Raw genomic sequence first — 15276 nt, forward strand, 5'->3', positions numbered from 1 at the left:
CGGACACCCTCCCGGAGTTCGTTGTGGGCGCCGATGGTGGCGCCGTCCCCTATGACCGTGCCGGTGAGGACCGACCGCTCCCCCACCCTCGCCCGCGTGCCGATCAGCGAGTCGGTGACGACCGCGCCGGGTTCGATGACCGCCCCGGGCAGGATCGTGCTGCCGAAGACGCGCGCGCCCTCCGCCACGAACGCGCCCTCGCCCACCACCGTCCCGCCCGCGAGCTTCGCGTCCGGTGCCACGGTCGCCGTGGGCAGCACCAGCCGGTCACCGCAGCGCCCGGGCACCGCCGGGGACGGGGCGCGCCCGAGCACCAGGTCCGCCGAGCCCCGTACGAACGCCGCCGGGGTGCCGAGGTCCAGCCAGTACGTCGAGTCGACCATCCCCTGCAGGTGCGCCCCGGCCGCCAGCAGCCCCGGGAACGTCTCCCTCTCCACCGACACCACCCGCCCCGCCGGGATCGTGTCGATCACCGAGCGCCGGAAGACGTACGCCCCCGCGTTGATCTGGTCGGTGACGATCTCCTCCGGCGTCTGCGGCTTCTCCAGGAAGGCGAGCACCCTCCCCGTGTCGTCCGTCGGGACCAGCCCGTACGCCCTGGGGTCCGTCACCTGGGTGAGGTGGAGCGAGACGTCCGCGCCGGTCGTCTCGTGGGTGCGCACCAGCGCCCGGATGTCCAGCCCCGTGAGGATGTCCCCGTTGAAGACGAGCACCGGTTCGTCCGGGCCCGAGTGCAGCCGGGACGCGACGTTGCGGATCGCGCCGCCGGTGCCGAGCGGCTCCTCCTCCGTCACGTACTCGATGTGCAGCCCGAGCGCCGCCCCGTCACCGAAGTGGGGTTCGAAGACCTCGGCCAGGTAGGAGGTGGCCAGGACGATGTGCTCGACGCCGGCCGCTCTCGCTCTCGCGAGCTGGTGCGTCAGGAAAGGCACCCCGGCCGCCGGGACCATGGGCTTGGGCGTGTGCACCGTGAGCGGGCGCAGCCTCGTGCCCTTGCCGCCGACCAGGAGGATCGCTTCTGTCACCTGTCGTCTCTGCTTCCTGCCGGGACCGGCCGAACTGTCTTTCGGCCGGCCAGTGTATGCAGACCCTTCCCCGGCAGGAGGAGACGCCCGTGGCCTCAGCGTCCCTGGTAGCGGGCCGCCGTGGACCGCACGGACTTGAGCTTGCTGTAGAGCTTCCCCCCTGGGCACGAGGTGTTGAACCCGTCCCGGTGACCGGAGATCACGTTCATTCGTACCTTCTTGCCTTTGCCGTAGAGGTTGCCACCGCCGGACGTCAGGTATGTCTTGCTGCCCGGATTCATGCCGTGGAGGCCGAGCTTCCACGCGGTGAGCCGGGACACCGCCTTCACGGCCTTGCTCGACGGCTTCTTGGACCCGTACGAGCCGATCACCGCGATGCCGGTGGTGTTGCTGTTGAAGCCCATGGTGTGGGCGCCCTTCACCGCCTTGGCCACTCCCCCGGCCCGGCCCTCGTAGATCCTCCCGCACTTGTCGACGAGGAAGTTGTAGCCGATGTCGCGCCAGCCCAGGCTCTTGACGTGGTAGCGGTAGAAGCCGCGGATCAGTGAAGGCGCCTGTGCGCAGGTGTAGTTGTTGCCGGACGCGGTGTGGTGCACGAAGGCGGCCTTGACCTTGCCGGTGTACGGGAAGCTCTTGTCCCGCAGGCTCTCGTCCGCTCCCCAGCCGCGCCGGGTGACGATGGCGGGGCGCGGCCCGATGTACTGCTTGGCCTGCTGTTCCCCGGTCAGTTCGCCCTTGCGCAGGGTGAGGAGTTCCTGCCGGGTCCGTTCGCCGTCCAGCTCGGGGATCTCGGTGGCGCCGAGGCGTACGAGTCCGGCGTTGGCGGCGGAGGCGGCGGTCGCCTCGGCGGTCATGGGCCCGGTACGCCCTTCCACGGCGTCACCGGGCGGCGCGGCGGCGCTGTCGTCGGCCTCCTCGTCCGAGCCCGTGTCCGCGTCGGTCTCCGTGTCCGTGTCCGTGTCCGCTTCCCCGGGGTCGACGAGTTCGAGCCGCAGCCCGGACGGCGCCGCCGGGCCGTCACCGGGTTCGCCGGGCTCCGGCCGCACCCGCACCTCCACCCCGTCGGACTCCCCCACCCACAGCGGCGCGGTGGCGCCCCGCACCCGGCCCGAGTCGGCTTCCGCGGAGCCGGGATCGGCCGCGTGGTCGCTGTAGTGGGTCTCGACGTCCTGCCAGGCGGACCAGCCACCGGTGGCGGCCGCGCGGGTGCGGACCTGGACGCTGTGGTGCAGTCGGGCGGCCGGGTCGTCCCAGACGACGCCGAGGAGGGAGAAGTGCCGTACGGCGCGGGGGGCGAGGCCGAGGACCGCGGCGCCGGAGGCGCGGTCGTGGGTGAGGGGCCGCAGGGGCAGCGACTGGGTGCTGCCGGGCACGTCGGACGGGTTGGTCACCGCCGCGCGCGTGGCCGCTTCTGCCGTCGGGGCCGGTCTCGCGGAACCCGCGACGGCGGGCGGGGCGAGCGGGAGGGCGAGGGCGGCGGCGCAGGTGACACCGATTGAGGAAGCAAGAATTCCACGCATGCCCCTGATCTTGGACATAGTCATACAAATCTGTCCATCGCGGAGTTGACGGGCTGTCGGGGCCGGTTCCCCCGAACCGGTGTCCCGCGCGGACGGTGCGCACGGACGGGGCCGCGTACCCTTTGGCGGGTGAACGCCACCGACCGCACCCCTGCCGACCTGCTGAGTTCCGCGCTCGCCGCGGACCCGGGACGCCCCCTGGTGACCTTCTACGACGACGCCACGGGCGAACGCGTCGAACTGTCCGTGGCCACCTTCGCCAATTGGGTGGCCAAGACGGCGAACCTCCTCCAGGACGAGCTGTCCGTCGAGCCCGGCGACCGGGTGGCCCTGCTGCTGCCCGCGCACTGGCAGACGGCGGTCTGGCTGCTGGCGTGCGCGTCGGTGGGCGTGATCGCGGACGTGGCCGGGGACCCTGCGGCGGCGGACGTGGCGGTGAGCGGTCCCGAGCCGGAGTCGCTGGACGCCGCGCGCGCCTGCCCGGGCCCCCGGATCGCGCTGGCGCTGAGGCCGCTCGGCGGGCGTTTCCCGCAGCCGCCGGAGGGCTTCGCCGACTACGCGGTGGAGGTGCCGGGGCAGGGCGACCGGTTCGTGCCGTACGCGCCCGTCGACCCGGAGGAGCCGGCGCTGATCGTGGCGGGGCGGGAGTTCACCGGGGCGGAGGTGGTCGAGCGGGCCCGGGCCGAGGCGCCGGAGCTCGGTCTGACCGGTCCCGGCTCCCGGCTCCTGTCGGGGCTGCCGTTCGACACCTGGGAGGGTCTGCGCACGGGCCTGTACGGTCCGCTGGCGACCGGCGGCTCGGTGGTCCTGTGCCGGAACCTGGACCGCCTGGGGGACGAGGCCCTGGACAAGCGGGTGGAGAGCGAGCGGGTGACGGTCATCGCCCGCTAGGGGCCGCCGCCCCCCTCCCCCGTTCGGCGTATCAGCACCCCCCACCCCCCGCTCCCCCGGGCCATCGTCGTAGGCAGCGGCACGCACCACGCACCCCATGCCGTCCTGGTCCCGTACGCAGTGAGGGGTGGACCCGGCCATGAGCGACACCGCAGGCACTCCCTCCGGACAGCCGGAGGCAGGGGGCGCCCGCGGCCCCGGGCGCGCCCTGGGCCCGGGGTCGGGCTCCTCACCCACCGGGCGCGGCCGCGTCCGGCGCCGCCGCCGGCGCTGGGCGCGCGGCACGGGGCTCCTGGCCGCCGTCGTCCTGGTGGCCGCCGCGGCAGCCGGGTGGGCGGTGTACATGAAGCTGGACGGCAACATCACTCCGGACGAGGCGGCGGCGGCCGAGCTGAAGCGGTTCGAGGAGGACCGGCCCACCGCGCTCGTCAAGGGCGCCCGGAACATCCTGCTGATCGGATCGGACTCGCGGGCGGGGGAGGAGAACGGCCGCTACGGACGGGACCCGGGGACCGAGCGGTCGGACACGGCGATCCTGCTGCACCTGTCGGCGGGCCGGCGCAGCGCCACCGCGGTGTCGATACCCCGGGACCTGATGGTGGAGGTGCCGGACTGCCGGCGCCCGGACGGGTCCCGCTCCGCACCGGTGTTCGCCCAGTTCAACTCCGCTTTCGAACTGGGCGGTTCCGCGTGCTCGATCCGCACGGTCGAGAAACTCACGGACATCCGCGTCGACCATCACGTGGTCGTGGACTTCGCCGGTTTCAAGGACATGGTGGACGCGGTGGACGGCGTCGAGGTGTGTCTGCGCGAGCCGATAGACGACAAGGACGCGGAACTGAACCTCCCGGCGGGCCGGGTGACCCTGGACGGCGAGCAGGCACTCGGCTACGTACGGGCCCGCAAGACCCTCGGCGACGGCAGCGACACCAGCCGGATGGAGCGGCAGCAGCGGTTCCTCGGCGCGCTCGTCAGCAAGGTGCGCAGCAATGGCGTGCTGCTGAATCCGGTGAAGCTCTACCCCGTGCTCGACGCGGCCACCTCGTCGCTCACCACCGACCCGGAGCTGGCCAGCCTGCGGGGTCTGTACGAACTCGTGCGCGGGCTGCGCGAGATCCCCACGGAGGACGTGCAATTCCTCACCCTGCCGCGGGAGTCGTACACCGGGGACGTCAACCGTGACCAACTCGCGCAGCCCGCGGCGGAAGAGCTGTTCGAGCGGCTGCGCACGGACGCACCCATCGCGGTCCATACGGAACGTGACGAAAGGGCCACGGAAAAGGAATCCGGGGAGCCGTCGGAGAACCCCTCCCCCGCTCCCACCTACTCCGGCAACACCGCCGCCGAGGACACCTGTACGTAAAGGCCGGGCCAAGTCAACTCGCGGGCTACGAACCTTTGTCCAGGGAAATGGGCGGATTGCCCCTTCTGGGGACGTGGAATTCGTCACCGACGTCGCCCGATACCGATCAGGACCGTTAGTGTGAGCGCTCCGGTGCGTCCGTTCCTTCAGGTCCCTCCTGAGTTCCCGCACTGTGTGACCGAGACCCGAGCGCCTGGGAGGGGAAAGGCGCCGCGTGGCCCCGACGGAGGATTCGAGCGACCGTGGACGCGCACAGCCGTGGGCGGGGAGAGAACGTCGATCCCGCAGACCAGTGGGTACTGAATCCGGATACCGGTGAATACGAACTGCGACTGGGTCATTCCTCACCGCAGTCACCGATTCCGGGCCCGCGCGGGCCGCGCCCACCGGGCCCGGGGAAATCCGGCGCGGGAAATCCGCGCGGCCGTTCGGCGGCACCGGGCCGTGCGCCCGGGCAGCCCGGCCGCGGCACCGGACCGGGACGGGAGACACCGGAGCCGGAGGCCCCCGGCCGTGAGGTGCCGCCGCAGCGCCGGCGCCGGAGCACACCGGAGGAGCCGCCGGGACGGCGCGGCCGCCGGCCGGTGAAGCGGAAGGGGAAGGCCAGGAAGGTCCTGCTGTGGGGCAGCGGCACCCTGGCGTTCCTGGTGCTCGCCACCGGCGTGGGCGGCTACCTGTACCTGGAGCACCTGAACGACAACATCACCTCCGTCTCCGACGACGGCGCGGGCACCGGTGGCTTCAGCAAGGACAAGGCGATCAACATCCTGCTGATCGGCACCGACAAGCGCACCGGGTCGGGCAACGAGGGCTACGGCGACAAGGGCAGCGCGGGGCACGCGGACACCACGATCCTGCTGCACGTCTCCAAGGACCGCTCCAACGCCACCGCGTTGAGCATCCCCCGCGACCTGATAGTCGACGTCCCGGACTGCCCGACGGAGCAGGAGGACGGCAGCCAGAAGGTGATCCCCGGCTCCCCCGGCGTCCGTTTCAACACCAGCCTCGGCCAGGGCGGCCGCACGCCCAGCTGCACCATGCGGACCGTGACCGAGCTGACCGGGATCACGCCGGACAACTTCATGGTGGCCGACTTCAACGCCGTCAAGACGCTGACCTCCGCGGTCGGCGGTGTCGAGGTGTGTCTGGCCAAGGACATCGACGACCCGGACTCGCACCTGAAGCTGCCCAAGGGCACGCACACCATCGAGGGCGAGGACGCGCTGGCGTTCGTGCGCACCCGTCACTCGGTGGGCCTGGGCGGCGACCTGAGCCGGATCGGGCTGCAACAGCAGTTCCTGAGCGCGCTGATGCGCAAGCTGAAGTCGAACGACACGCTCACCAGCCCCTCGAAGATGATCAAGCTGGCCGAGGCGGGCACCGAGGCGCTCACCGTCGACTCCCAGCTGGACAACATCAACAAGCTCAAGGACCTCGGTCTGGAGCTGGGCAAGCTCAACGTCAAGAACCTGACCTTCACGACCGTGCCGGTGGTGGACAACCCGGCGGAGAAGGTGAAGGCGACCGTCGTGCTCGACTCCGCGCAGGCGCCCCAGGTCTTCGACCTGATCCGCAACGACGTGTCGTTCACCGAGGTCAAGCAGCAGAAGAAGAAGGAAGCGGCGGCGGTCGCCGCCCGGCTGGAGGGCGAGAAGGCGCCGGCCTCCGAGGTCCGGGTGCGGATCCTCAACGGCGGTGCGGTCGGCGGCAGCGCGCAGGCGACCCTCAGCTGGCTCCAGGTGCAGCAGGGCGTCACCAAGTCGGAGAACGCGGGCAACGCCCCCGCGCCGCTGGCCAGGACGACCCTCGAGTACGCCCCGGACCAGGCCGACCAGGCGCGCCGGCTGGCCGAGATCATGGGACTGTCGGGGTCGGCGCTGAAGCCCGGGGAGAGCGTCACCAACGCGCAGGGCGTGCCCGCGATGACCCTGACCCTGGGCAAGGACTTCAAGGGCGCCGGGGTGTCGCTGACGCCACCGGACAAAGCGCCGGACGACATCAAGAAGTCCACGGCGGACAAGGTGGAGTGCGCCCAGTAGTGACGGACGGGCCCGCCCCCGGGGCGGGCCCGTTTCCCGTGCGGGCCCCGTTTCCCGTGCGGGCACAGCAGGCGCCGCCGGAGGCCGGGGACCGGCCGGAGGACGCCGACGGCGCTGAACGGCTCCGGGACGGGCATCCGCACGGGCATGGACCGGCCCTGCCGCCGGTGACGGACCGCCGCGGCCGGACGGACGGCTTCCGGACACCGGAACCCGCGGACACCGCTCGGTTATTCGCGGAAGTCGCCGCACATCCTGGGGCAACTGACGGGCCCTTCGTGCGTCTAACAGGACGCAGGACGGGCCTGTCGGCCGAAACGAGAGGGTTCCAGGGGTGGGAAGGACGGGGGACGTGACGCAGAACGCCGCGCCGGAGACGCTCCGTGACGAGGAGCGCGAGCCGGGACCTGAGGAGGGCCCGCCCACCGGTGACGGCGGCCCCCGCCCGCGGCGCGCACGCCGGCTGCTGAAGTGGTCCGCCGCGGTCCTCGCCCTGCTGATACTCGGCGCTGCCGGGGCGGGATACCTCTACTACCGGCAGCTGAACGGCAACATCAAGAAGGAAGCCCTCAACCTGGGCGACAGCAAGGTCGCCGAGCCGACGCCGAACGCGGCCGGACAGACCCCGCTGAACATCCTGCTCATCGGCAGCGACGCGCGGGACAGCGAGGAGAACCAGCAACTGGGCGGCGCCCGGGAGACGTTCGGCTCCGCCCCGCTCGCCGACGTGCAGATGCTGCTGCACCTGTCCGCCGACCGCACCAACATGTCCGTGATCAGCATGCCGCGCGACACCCTCGTCGAGATCCCCAAGTGCACCGACCCGGACGACGGGACGGTCTACCCGGCGAGCCGGGGACGCGCGATGACCAACCAGAGTCTCGGTCACGGCGGTCCGGGCTGCACCGTGGCCACCTGGCAGGAGCTCACCGGCATCCACATCGACCACTTCGTGATGGTCGACTTCGCGGGCGTGGTGGCCATGGCGGACGCGGTCGGCGGTGTCCCGGTGTGCGTCGACGCCAACATCCACTCGCGCGACGGCCAGGGACACGGCTCCGGGCTGAAACTGGAGAAGGGCACCCACCCCGTCAAGGGTGAGCAGGCCCTGCAGTGGCTGCGCACGCGCTACGGCTTCGAGGACGGCAGCGACCTGGCCCGCGCCCGGGCCCAGCACATGTACATGAACTCGATGGTCCGCCAGTTGCGGGAGAACGCCACCCTGAGCAACCCGGGCAAGCTGCGCGGACTGGCCGAGAAGGCCACCGAGGCGCTCACCGTCGACCCCGGGCTCGACACCGTGAAGAAGCTGTACGACCTCAGCAACGAGCTGCGCAAGGTGGAGCCGGAGCGCATCACCATGACCACGATGCCCAACCGGTACGTGGGCGCCCGCGTGGAGCCCACCGAGGACGCCGAGAAGCTGTTCCGTCTGGTGCGCGAGGACATCGCCCTCGACGGCAAGGACGCGGCACCCCCGAAGGACGTGGAGAAGCCCCCGTCCGACCCGGCCGCCGCCGACGCCGACATCGCCGTACAGGTCCGCAACGGCACCCGCACCGACACCCTGGCGCCCGCCCGCGGCCGGGCCGGCACGGTCAGCGGGCTGCTGAAGGAGAAGGGCTTCACCGCCGCGACCGCGGACACCGCCGGCGCCCTCAGCGAGGAGCGGACGCTCGTGCGCTACCCGAGCGCCGACCTGGAGGGCGACGCACGGCGCGTGGCCGAGGCCCTCGGTGTCCCGGCGGGCCAGGTGAAGCGGTCCACCGAGGTGTCGGGCGTCACCCTCGTGGTGGGCGCCGACTGGCGCGAGGGCACGCGGTACGAGGCGCCCGAGGACGACGACACCACCCCCGAGTCGGCGAAGGCCCTCAACGGGGCCGACGACCAGGCGTGCATGCACGTCAACCCCGCCTTCACCTGGTAAGAACGCGCAGGGGCCCCCTCCCGGCCGGGAGGGGGCCCCTGCGCGTCGCGGTGGGTCAGGCGGCCGGCGCGTCCGCGCGGACGGCGGGACGCCGGGAGGCGATGACCTTCTTCGCCAGCGAGCGCGGGCTGGTCAGGAAGCCCCAGCCCCACGACATGTGCATGGTGGCCAGCGCCACCGGAATCTGCAGCCGGGCCTTCGGCGGCAGCCCCTTGCCGGCCGGTATGGACCCCGCCACGATGGCCGCGAGGTAACCACCGGGCACCACGAGGCCCCACGGCGTGAGCAGCCCGCCGACCAGGATCCCCGCCGCGATCGCGCACACCGCGGCCGGCGGGGCGAGGTAGCGCAGGTTGATCGAACCGGAGTGGTAGCGGGCCACCACGTGCCGCCAACGGCCGTAGTCCTTGTACTGCTTGGCCAGCGCCCGCACGCTCGGCCGCGGCCGGTAGGACACCTTCAGCTCCGGCGAGAACCAGATCAGCCCGCCGGCCTCACGGATGCGGAAGTTCAGCTCCCAGTCCTGGGCGCGGATGAACTCCACGTTGTAGCCGCCCTGCTGCTCCAGCGCCTCGCGCCGGAACACCCCGAGGTACACCGTGTCGGCGGGGCCCGCCTGTCCCCCGGTGTGGAAGGCGGCGTTGCCCACGCCGATCCGCGACGTCATCGCGGCGGCGACGGCGTGCTCCCAGTCGTTCTCGCCCTCGGCGTGCATGATGCCGCCGACGTTCTGCGCGCCGGTCTCCTCCAGGAGGCGTACGGCGGTGGTGATGTAGTTCGGGGAGAGCATCCCGTGCCCGTCGACGCGGACCACGACCGGATGGCGCGAGGCCTTGATCGCCGCGTTGAGGGCGGCCGGGGTGCGGCCGGTCGGATTGGGCACGGTGTGCACCCGCGGGTCCTCGGCGACGAGTTCGGCGGCGATCTCGTCCGTGCGGTCCGTGGACGGACCGAGGGCGATCACGACCTCCATCTCGCCGGCGTACTCCTGGGCGAGGATCGCGCGGACGGCGCCGCGCAGATGCCGCTCCTCGTTGAGGACGGGCATGATCACGGAAACGGCGGGGAGCCGCACGTCGGGATTGGCGTTCATAGGAGGCTCACGTTACCGCGAACGGGGGACACCGGGCGCGCGCCGGGGGGCTGTGCGCCGGGCCGCAGATCGTATCGGCCTACGGTGCTCACGATCCCACGCACGGCCGTCGTCCGGAGGTGCCCCCTTGCCCACGCCGTCGCGGTCCCCCCGGCCCCGCACCGCACCCCACAACCCCCCGCGGCAGCCCCGCCGGGGCCCGCGGCCGCCCGTGCCCCCGCGCCGGAAGCCGCGCTGGGCGCTGCGCACGGTCACCACGCTGTCGGTCGTGGTGCTGGCCTCCGCCGGGATCGGCCACGCGGTGCTCAGCGGCCTCGACGAGGACATCGCCCGGGTCGACCCGTTCCGCGACATGAAGAACCGGCCCGAGGCCGGCCACGGCATGAACATCCTGCTCGTCGGCACCGACGGCCGCGAGAAGGTCGGCCGTCAGGAGAGGGAGAAGTACCGGCTCGGCGGGGCGCCCTGCCACTGCACCGACACGATCATGATCGTGCACATCTCGGAGGACCGCGACCGGGCCAGCGTCGTCAGCCTGCCCCGCGACTCCTACGCCGAGGCACCCCCGCACACCGACCGGGTGAGCGGCCGACAGCACAAGGGGCACCCCGTCAAGCTGAACGCGGCGTACGCCGAGGGCGGGCCGCAGCTGACCGTGCGCACGGTGGAGAAGATGACCCGGGTGAAGATCGACCACTACCTGGAGGTCGACTTCACCAGCTTCATGAAGACCGTCGACGTGGTCGGCGGGGTGGAGATCTGCACCGACCAGCGGCTGAAGGACAGCCACACCGGCCTCGACCTGCCGGCCGGCCGGCACACCCTCCAGGGCGGCCAGGCCCTGAGCTACGTCCGCGCCCGGCACGTCGACGGAGCCTCCGACCTCGGCCGGATGAAGCGCCAGCAGCAGTTCATGGCCGCGCTGGTGCACCGCGCGACCTCCTCCGGGATCCTGCTGAACCCGATGAAGTTCCGGGACGTGACCCGCGCGGTGCTCGGCTCGGTCCGCGCCGACAAGGGCTTCGGCACCGGTGAACTGCTGGACCTGGGGCGGGCGATGCGGGACTTCTCGCCCTCCTCCTCGGAGTTCACGACGGTGCCGATCGCGAAGATGGGGCACGTCGTCGAGGGCGTCGGCTCGACGCTGAAGTGGGACACCGGGAAGGCGGAGCACATCTTCGACGCGCTCCGCCGGGACCAGCCGCTCGCCGCGCGCCCCACGCCCGACGCGGCGCGGCGGGTGCCGGTCGACCCGCGGCGGATCCGCGTGCAGGTCGAGAACGGCACCCGGACCCCGGGGCTGGGCCGGCGCGTGGACGCGGCGCTCGCGGCGACCGGCTTCGGCACCACCCGCACCCCGGCCAACGCGGCCCGGCAGGACGTGGAACGCACCGTCGTCGCCTACGACCCCCGCTGGGACCGCTCCGCCAAGTCCCTCGCGGCGGCCCTGCCCGGCAGCGAGCTGCGCGCGGTGAAGGGCCAGGGCCCCACCCTCAAGGTGATCGCGGGCGCCGACTTCGTCAAGGTGCACAAGGTGCGCGCCCAGGATCCGGGCCAGGGCGAGCTGGGCGTGGTGCGGGGCGACGAGGTGAGCTGCTCCTGACCGGGTACTAGTCCTCGAACCCCTCCGCGGCCCGCTTCGCCCGCAGTTCCATGATCGCGCGGCGGCGGGCCAGCCGGTGCGTGCGGCGGATCTGCGCCTCCTGGTAACGGCGCTTGTCCTGCTCGGTCTCGGGTATCACCTGCGGCACCTGCCGCGGCTTGCCGTCGGCGTCGACGGCCGCGAACACCAGGTAGGCCGACCCGACCTGGGTGGCGGGCGTGGACTCGTTCCACCGCTCCGCCAGGACCCGCACCCCGACCTCCATCGAGGTCCGGCCGGTCCAGTTGACCTGCGCCTTCACATGCACCAGGTCACCGACCCTGACCGGCTCCAGGAAGGCCATCTCGTCCATGGAGGCGGTGACGGCCGGACCGCCGGAGTGCCGTCCCGCGACGGCGCCCGCCGCGTCGTCCACCAATTTCATGATCACCCCTCCGTGCACGGTGCCGAGGAGGTTGGTGTCGCCGTGGGTCATGATGTGGCTGAGGGTCGTACGGGACGCCGCGATGGATTTGCCCGGGATGCCCGGACGCTCCGTTGCTGCGGCTGGAGCCTGGTCTGTCATGGCCTCTACCTTATGCCGCCGTGGGGTGCGCCCTGTTTTGTGTCGGCTTCGCAACAGCGCCGCTCCGATTTTCCGACGCCCCTGTCTGGCACACCGTCCGGCCTGCACACTGTCTGCCATGAATGATTGGCCCGAGGCATGGTCCGACGAGAACCGCGGCAGCCGTTACGGACGCGGGAGCGCGAGCGCGCAGCCCGAGAGCGCCCGTGTCATGCGGCAGGTCCGCCGCGGCCCGGCGGCCCCTCCCGGGCAGGGCGGGTACGCCGGCGTCCCGCAGCAGCCCTCGTACGTCGACGGCCGCGGGCACGGCGGCGCGGACGGCTACGACAGCGGCTACAACACCGGCCAGGTCTACGGCACGCCCGGCGGTGGCGGTCCCGGCGGTGACGGCCACGGTCCGCAGCGCCCCGCGCCCGACTGGCGCCGCCGCATCAAGTGGACGGCCATCACGGTCGCCACGGTGCTGGTCGTCACGACCGTCGGCACGTACTTCTGGGCCGACTCCAAGCTCAACCGCGAGGTCGACCTGTCGAAGGTGATCGAGCGGCCCGAGAAGGGCGAGGGCACCAACTACCTGATCGTCGGCTCCGACAGCCGCGCGGGCATGTCCGACGAGGACAAGAAGAGGCTGCGCACCGGATCCGCCGAGGGCAAGCGCACGGACTCGGTGATGATCCTGCACACCGGGGACAACGGCCCGACCCTCATCTCGCTGCCCCGTGACTCGAACGTGGAGATCCCCTCCTTCAAGGGCTCGGAGTCGGGGAAGACCTACCCGGGCACCGGCCGGCAGGTGAAGCTGAACGCCGCCTACGCCGAGGACGGCCCCGAACTGCTGGTCCGCACGGTCGAGTTCAACACCGGCCTGCACATCGACCACTACGTGGAGATCGGCTTCGCCGGCTTCGCGAGCATCGTCGACGCGGTCGGCGGGGTGGAGATGGACATCCCGCAGGACATCAAGGACACCAAGTCCGGCGCCGACCTCAAGAAGGGCAGGCAGACCCTGAACGGCGAGGAGGCCCTCGCCTTCGTCCGCACCCGGTACGCGCTCAAGGGCTCGGACCTGGACCGTACGAAGAACCAGCAGAAGTTCCTCTCCGCGCTCGCCAACCAGGTGGCCACGCCGGGCACGGTCCTCAACCCGTTCAAGCTCTACCCGACGATGGGCGCGGGCCTGGACTCCCTGGTCGTCGACGAGGAGATGGGCCTGTTCGACCTGGCCGGCATGTTCTGGGCGATGAAGGGCGTCAGCGGCGGCGACGGCACGTCCATGAACATGCCCATCGCGGGCTCCAGCGGCGGCAACCTGCTCTGGGACAAGGCGAAGGTGAAGCAGCTGGTGAACCAGCTCAACAACGACGAGAAGGTCACCGTCAAGGGCGACTGACGCCCGTACGCGGCCGAGGGCACCCCCGCCGCGGGGGTGCCCTCGACCGTGTGCGGGCCGGGCCCTCACATCGTGCTGCCGGCCATGGCACGGCACATCTCGGAGCAGCGGCGACAGGACTCCGCGCAGCGCGTCATCCCGTCGTCGTCGGGCATCGACATACACGCCTCGGCGCACATGTCGCAGGCCTGCGCGCACATCATGCACATCTCGTTCGCCAGCGGCGAGCGGCGCATCATCATGTCGGCGCACATGCGGGTCATCTCGGAACAGTCGATGAGCGCCCGCATGATCGGCATCCGGGCCTCGCCGCCCGCCTGCAGGCAGGAGCTCATGGTCTCCTCGCACACGCTGTGGCAGGACATGCAGGCGGCGACGCAGTCCTGCGTCTCCCTGCTCATCGGTTCCATGGTGGGCTGCTGGGTCATGGTTCCTCCCGGGGCGAAGGCGGGGGCCGGCGCTCGCCCCCCGCTCCTTTCGTCCTACGCCCCCCGACCCATGAGCACCACAGGAACGGCGGGCCCCCCGGGTCCCCGCCCCGGCGGGCGCCCGGGACAGGTCGTCTGCTTGGAACGACCGGCAACGGCAACAAGAGGTGAGGCGCCCCGGTCGGACCGGCCACGCCAGGAGGGCTCGACGAGCGGCACAGGGAGAGAAGAGACGTGACACCACAGACGGAGAGAAAGCGGCTGCGCAGACGGCTGGAGCGGCTCATCGGCATCGCCGCCACCGAGGGGAACGAGCTCGTCCCCCTGCGCAACGGTGACCAGATCTTCCCCGAGATGCTGGCCGCCGTCCGCGCCGCGGAGCACACGGTCGACATGATGACCTTCGTGTACTGGCGCGGCGACATCGCGCGCGAGTTCGCCGACGCGCTGTCCGAGCGGGCCCGCGCGGGCGTCCGCGTACGGCTGCTGCTGGACGGGTTCGGCGCCAAGGAGATCGAGCCGGACCTGCTGAAGGCCATGAAGGGGGCGGGCGTGCAGGTGGCCTGGTTCCGCAAGCCCACACGGCTGTCACCGATGCGGCAGAACCACCGCTGTCACCGCAAGGTCCTGGTCACCGACGAGCACACCGCCTTCACCGGGGGCGTCGGCATCGCCGAGGAGTGGTGCGGTGACGCCCGCCACCCGGGCGAGTGGCGCGACACCCACGTCAAGGTCAGGGGGCCCGCCGTGGACGGCATAGCCGCCGCCTTCGCGCAGAACTGGGCCGAGTGCCACGACGACCTGTACGACGACCACGACCGCTTCACCTCCCAGGAACAGCCGGGCAACGCCACGGTGCAGGTGGTGCGGGGGTCGGCCAGCTTCGGCTGGCAGGACATGCAGACGCTGCTGCGCGTGGTGATCACCTCGGCGCAGGAGCGTTTCCGGCTCTCCACCGCCTACTTCGCGCCCGACCCCTACTTCATCGGCCTGCTGGCCGACGCCGCGCGCCGGGGGGTGCGGGTGGAGATCCTGCTGCCGGGCCCGCACACCGACCAGCGGGCCTGCCTGCTGGCCGGGCGGCAGCACTACCAGACCCTGGTCGACGCGGGTGTGGAGGTGCGGGAGTACCAGCCGACCATGCTCCACACGAAGATCATCACGGTGGACGGCGTCTGCTCCCTGATCGGCTCCACCAACTTCAACCGCCGCTCCCTCGAGCACGACGAGGAGGTCATGCTGGCCGTGCTCGACGAGGACTTCACCGCGCAGCTCGACGCCGACTTCGACGCCGACCGCAAGGTGAGCGAGCCGATCGACCCGGCCCGCTGGAAGCGCCGCCCCCTGACCGCGCGGCTCGCCGAGGCGGCGGTGACTCCGATCCGGCGTTTCCTGTGACGGCACGCCGATGAGTCCGGCCGGCCGGGGGAGT

General features: G+C 71.8%; 12 protein-coding genes. 7 read left to right on the forward strand and 5 right to left on the reverse strand.

Annotation, left to right across the window (positions count from 1 at the left end):
• Nucleotides 1-1025: mannose-1-phosphate guanylyltransferase (manB, locus tag IE172_RS29825; protein WP_229886565.1), on the reverse strand; the 1025-nt coding region annotated here is incomplete at its 3' end.
• A 95-nt stretch (nucleotides 1026-1120) separates the two neighbouring features.
• Nucleotides 1121-2545 (reverse strand): peptidoglycan recognition protein family protein, encoded by a 1425-nt coding sequence (locus IE172_RS29830; protein ID WP_190100451.1) that lies wholly within the window; start codon nucleotides 2543-2545, stop codon nucleotides 1121-1123.
• 129 nt (nucleotides 2546-2674) lie between these two features.
• Between IE172_RS29830 and IE172_RS29835 the strand changes: the two genes are divergently transcribed.
• The 4 genes from IE172_RS29835 (at nucleotide 2675) to IE172_RS29850 (ending at nucleotide 8765) form a co-directional block, all read left to right on the forward strand.
• Complete coding sequence (locus IE172_RS29835) at nucleotides 2675-3436, forward strand: TIGR03089 family protein (protein WP_190100452.1); 762 nt, start codon at nucleotides 2675-2677, stop codon at nucleotides 3434-3436.
• Nucleotides 3437-3575: 139 nt separating this feature from the next.
• Nucleotides 3576-4799 (forward strand): LCP family protein, encoded by a 1224-nt coding sequence (locus IE172_RS29840; protein WP_190100453.1) that lies wholly within the window; start codon nucleotides 3576-3578, stop codon nucleotides 4797-4799.
• 242 nt (nucleotides 4800-5041) lie between these two features.
• The gene (locus IE172_RS29845) at nucleotides 5042-6838 is read left to right on the forward strand and encodes an LCP family protein (RefSeq protein WP_190100454.1); all 1797 of its coding nucleotides are present in this window, start codon (nucleotides 5042-5044) and stop codon (nucleotides 6836-6838) included.
• A gap of 352 nt (nucleotides 6839-7190) precedes the next feature.
• Nucleotides 7191-8765: an LCP family protein gene (locus tag IE172_RS29850; protein WP_190100455.1), complete on the forward strand. Its 1575-nt coding sequence runs from the start codon at nucleotides 7191-7193 to the stop codon at nucleotides 8763-8765.
• A gap of 55 nt (nucleotides 8766-8820) precedes the next feature.
• On the opposite strand, the gene IE172_RS29855 is transcribed toward IE172_RS29850, so the two are convergent.
• The gene (locus IE172_RS29855) at nucleotides 8821-9858 is read right to left on the reverse strand and encodes a glycosyltransferase family 2 protein (protein WP_190100456.1); all 1038 of its coding nucleotides are present in this window, start codon (nucleotides 9856-9858) and stop codon (nucleotides 8821-8823) included.
• A 127-nt stretch (nucleotides 9859-9985) separates the two neighbouring features.
• Here IE172_RS29855 and IE172_RS29860 point away from each other — a divergent pair, with 127 nt between their 5' ends.
• Entirely contained in the window at nucleotides 9986-11461 is a 1476-nt protein-coding gene (locus IE172_RS29860) for an LCP family protein (protein WP_190100457.1), read from the forward strand.
• A 7-nt stretch (nucleotides 11462-11468) separates the two neighbouring features.
• Here the strand turns inward: IE172_RS29860 and IE172_RS29865 are convergent, their stop codons facing one another.
• Nucleotides 11469-12026, reverse strand: a complete 558-nt coding sequence (locus tag IE172_RS29865; protein WP_190100458.1) for an acyl-CoA thioesterase — start codon at nucleotides 12024-12026, stop codon at nucleotides 11469-11471.
• 118 nt (nucleotides 12027-12144) lie between these two features.
• On the opposite strand from IE172_RS29865, the gene IE172_RS29870 reads away from it, so the two are divergent.
• On the forward strand, nucleotides 12145-13416 hold the full coding sequence (locus IE172_RS29870; RefSeq protein WP_190100459.1) for an LCP family protein: 1272 nt from the start codon (nucleotides 12145-12147) through the stop codon (nucleotides 13414-13416).
• Nucleotides 13417-13481: 65 nt separating this feature from the next.
• Here the strand turns inward: IE172_RS29870 and IE172_RS29875 are convergent, their stop codons facing one another.
• On the reverse strand, nucleotides 13482-13844 hold the full coding sequence (locus tag IE172_RS29875) for a four-helix bundle copper-binding protein (protein ID WP_190100460.1): 363 nt from the start codon (nucleotides 13842-13844) through the stop codon (nucleotides 13482-13484).
• A 234-nt stretch (nucleotides 13845-14078) separates the two neighbouring features.
• Between IE172_RS29875 and IE172_RS29880 the strand changes: the two genes are divergently transcribed.
• Nucleotides 14079-15242, forward strand: a complete 1164-nt coding sequence (locus IE172_RS29880; RefSeq protein WP_190100461.1) for a phospholipase D-like domain-containing protein — start codon at nucleotides 14079-14081, stop codon at nucleotides 15240-15242.
• Nucleotides 15243-15276: the final 34 nt, after the last annotated feature.

Origin of the sequence: Streptomyces griseoflavus, from assembly GCF_014649995.1 — a bacterium.
Taxonomy (GTDB): Bacteria; Actinomycetota; Actinomycetes; order Streptomycetales; family Streptomycetaceae; genus Streptomyces; species Streptomyces griseoflavus.

What these genes read in the sequence shown, in the direction of transcription:
- IE172_RS29855 (WP_190100456.1), bottom strand. Translation starts at nt 9,858, where the DNA reads ATGAACGCCAATCCCGACGTGCGGCTCCCCGCCGTTTCCGTGATCATG.
- IE172_RS29875 (WP_190100460.1), bottom strand. Translation starts at nt 13,844, where the DNA reads ATGACCCAGCAGCCCACCATGGAACCGATGAGCAGGGAGACGCAGGAC.
- IE172_RS29840 (WP_190100453.1), top strand. Translation starts at nt 3,576, where the DNA reads ATGAGCGACACCGCAGGCACTCCCTCCGGACAGCCGGAGGCAGGGGGC.
- IE172_RS29870 (WP_190100459.1), top strand. Translation starts at nt 12,145, where the DNA reads ATGAATGATTGGCCCGAGGCATGGTCCGACGAGAACCGCGGCAGCCGT.
- IE172_RS29865 (WP_190100458.1), bottom strand. Translation starts at nt 12,026, where the DNA reads ATGACAGACCAGGCTCCAGCCGCAGCAACGGAGCGTCCGGGCATCCCG.
- IE172_RS29830 (WP_190100451.1), bottom strand. Translation starts at nt 2,545, where the DNA reads ATGCGTGGAATTCTTGCTTCCTCAATCGGTGTCACCTGCGCCGCCGCC.